4 protein-coding genes are annotated in these 3,067 nt (G+C 73.3%); 3 read left to right on the top strand and 1 reads right to left on the bottom strand.

Features of this window, described 5'->3' with window-relative positions; all coding sequences use genetic code 11:
• Positions 1 to 119, bottom strand: a 119-nt coding sequence (locus AC08ON_RS12010; protein WP_476616979.1) for a histidine kinase N-terminal domain-containing protein, incomplete at its 3' end; no start/stop codon positions are given.
• 100 nt (positions 120 to 219) lie between these two features.
• Here AC08ON_RS12010 and AC08ON_RS12005 point away from each other — a divergent pair.
• The 3 genes from AC08ON_RS12005 to AC08ON_RS11995 all read left to right on the top strand — a co-directional run.
• Complete coding sequence (locus AC08ON_RS12005) at positions 220 to 1,386, top strand: 8-amino-7-oxononanoate synthase (RefSeq protein ID WP_476607439.1); 1,167 nt, start codon at positions 220 to 222, stop codon at positions 1,384 to 1,386.
• A gap of 98 nt (positions 1,387 to 1,484) precedes the next feature.
• The gene (gene bioD / locus AC08ON_RS12000; RefSeq protein ID WP_476607438.1) at positions 1,485 to 2,201 is read left to right on the top strand and encodes a dethiobiotin synthase; all 717 of its coding nucleotides are present in this window, start codon (positions 1,485 to 1,487) and stop codon (positions 2,199 to 2,201) included.
• 176 nt (positions 2,202 to 2,377) lie between these two features.
• The coding region (locus AC08ON_RS11995) for a biotin synthase BioB (RefSeq protein WP_476616974.1) at positions 2,378 to 3,067 on the top strand (690 nt) is incomplete at its 3' end.

The following is a 3,067-nucleotide window of genomic DNA, read 5'->3' as shown; positions in this document are numbered from 1 at the left end:
ACAGGCACGAGCAGCAACAGATCAGCGAAGGAGAGGTCGGCGAGCAGAGCCCAGTCCGCGACGAGCGCGTGCAGGTGGTCGATGTCGTCGTCGCTGAGATCCGTGCTCGCGCGCAGCATGTCGGCGAGGGTTCCCACGGCTCGCAGACTGCCAGACCGGCCGGGTTCGTGAGGTGGCGGGCACCCCATCACAGTGGCCGATACCCGTACGCTGACCGTCGTGACCGTCGATGACGTCGAGGCTGCCGCGCCGCTCGCCTGGCTCGCGGACCACGCCCGGGCCCGGGCCGCCGCCGGGCTGCGCCGCGAGCTACGCCCGCGGGGCGGCCCGGACAAACCGGGCGCAAGCGTGCTCGTCGATCTCGCGGGCAACGACTACCTCGGGCTCAGCCGTCATCCGGCGGTCGTCGACGGCGGGATCCGCGCCCTGCGCGCCTGGGGTGCCGGGGCCACCGGGAGTCGGCTCATGACCGGGACGACCACGTTGCACGGGGAGCTGGAGAACGCGCTCGCCGCGCACGCCGGATTCGCCTCGGCCCTGGTCTTCTCCTCCGGCTACACGGCGAACCTCGCGGTGGTCACCGCCCTGGCCGGCCCCGGCGACCTGGTCGTCTCGGACGCGCTGAACCACGCCTCGATCGTGGACGCCTGCCGGCTGTCCCGGGCGGACGTCGTCGTGACACCGCATGCCGATGTGGCCACGGTCGCGGCGGCCCTCGCCGGACGCCCCTGGCGGCGGGCACTCGTCGTGACCGAGTCGGTGTTCTCCGCGGACGGCGATCTCGCCCCGTTGACCGAACTGCACGCGGCCGCCCGGGCCCACGGAGCGGTCCTGGTCGTCGACGAGGCCCATGCGCTCGGGGTGGTCGGGCCCGCCGGTCGGGGGGCACTCGCCGCCACGGGCCTCGCCGGGGAGCCGGACGTGGTGGCGACGGCCACCCTGTCCAAGGCGCTGGGCGGCCAGGGCGGCGCGGTGCTGGGCGAGGCGGCCGTGCGCGATCACCTCATCGACACCGCCCGCAGCTTCATCTTCGATACCGGCCTCGCCCCGGCGAACGTGGGCACCGCGCTGGCCGCCCTGGAGTTTCTGGGGGGCCACCCGGAGCTGCCCGGCACCGTCCGGCGCCGGGCCCGTCAGCTCGCCGGCCTGACCGGCGCGCCGGATCCCGCCGGGGCCGTCGTTTCAGTGATCATTGGGGATCCCGAACCCGCGATCGCGGCCGCGACGACCTGCCGCGGGCACGGGGTGGCCGTCGGCTGCTTCCGGCCACCGACGGTGCCGGTCGGGACCAGCCGGCTGCGCCTCGCCGCCCGGGCCGATCTCACCGATGCCGACCTCGCGATCGTCACCGACGCGCTGGCCGCCGCCGGGGTCCTGGCCCGATGACAGTCCTGGCCCGATGACAGTCCTGGCCCGATGACAGTCCTGGCCCGATGACAGTCCTGGCCCGATGACGGTCCTGGCCCGATGACGGTCCTGGCCCGATGACGGTCCTGGTGGTGACCGGGACCGGCACCGGGGTCGGCAAGACGGTGGTGACGGCCGCGATCGGCGCGCTCGCGCACGACCGACACCACGCGGTCGCGGTGGTGAAACCGGCCCAGACCGGTGTCGGCCCCGGCGAGCTGGGTGACGTCGACCTCGTCCGCGATCTGACCGGGATCACCGACGTCCACGAGCTGGCCCGCTACCCCGACCCGCTCGCTCCGGCCACCGCCGCCCGCAGGTCCGGGCACCGGGCCGTCGACCTCGACGAGCTCGCCGCCCGGATCGGCACCCTCGCCGACAGCCGCGATCTCGTCCTCGTCGAGGGCGCCGGCGGCCTGCTGGTCCGCTACGACGCGGGCGGCGCCACCCTCGCCGACCTCGCCCGGGTGCTGCGGGCGCCGGTGCTCGTCGTGACCGCCGCAGGCCTGGGCGCTCTGAACAACACGGCGCTGACCCTGGAGGCGCTGGCGCACCGCGGCCTGGACCTCTCCGGCGTGGTGGTCGGGTCCTGGCCGGCCGAACCGGATCTGGCCTGCCGGTGCAACCTCATCGACCTGGAAAGCCTGGCCGCCCGGCCGCTGGCCGGCGTCCTTCCGGCGGGAGCCGGCCTGCTGGCCCGGCTCGAGTTCCTGGCCGTGGCGCGTGCCTCACTGCAACCGGCACTTGGCGGCACGTTCCGTGCCCAGGAGTTCAGAGCTCGCTACGAGACGTAACCACCATGCTCGATAGTCTTCGGGGCTCGATGGTGTTCGGGAATCCGGCCCCACATCCGCGCGCCGGTTCGACAATGGATGCGCATGCACCTGGGTGCATGCGCATCAGTCCCGACCACGATGCCCACCGCCACCACGCGCCCACCGCACCCGTTGACCCTTGTCTGGAGACCCCTGTGACTGCATCCGTGACCACGTCCGTGACCACGTCCGTGACCGCGCACCCCACCGCACCTGCACCGGTGTCGCCGCGGCCGCCGGCGGACCAGGACGGTGCCGACATCCTCACCGTGGCACGGCGCGAGGTCCTCGATGGCGGACGGGGGCTGGACGAGGCCGGCGTGCTCGCCGTGCTCCGGCTCCCGGACGAGACGCTGACCGATCTGCTCGCCCTGGCCCACGAGGTGCGGATGCGCTGGTGTGGTCCGGAGGTCGAGGTGGAGGGGATCGTCAGCCTCAAGACCGGCGGATGCCCGGAAGATTGTCACTTCTGCTCGCAGTCCGGCAAGTTCGACTCGCCGGTGCGGTCCGCCTGGCTGGACGTGCCCTCGCTCGTCGACGCCGCCCGGCAGACCGCGGCGACAGGCGCCACCGAGTTCTGCATCGTCGCGGCCGTACGGGGCCCGGACGCCCGGCTCATGGCGCAGGTGCGGGAAGGGGTCGCCGCCATCCGTGCGGCGGTCGACATCAACGTCGCCTGCTCGCTGGGCATGCTGACCTCCGAGCAGGTCGACGAACTCACGGCAATGGGTGTGCACCGTTACAACCACAATCTGGAGACGGCCCGCTCGCACTTCCCGAACGTGGTCACCACCCACAGCTGGGAGGAGCGGTGGGAGACCTGTGAGATGGTGCGGGCCGCGGGG

Source organism: Frankia sp. CoWAU3, from assembly GCF_977971855.1.
The sequence above is the reverse complement of the archived record's forward strand: the minus strand, read 5'-3'. Positions and strand labels throughout refer to the sequence as shown.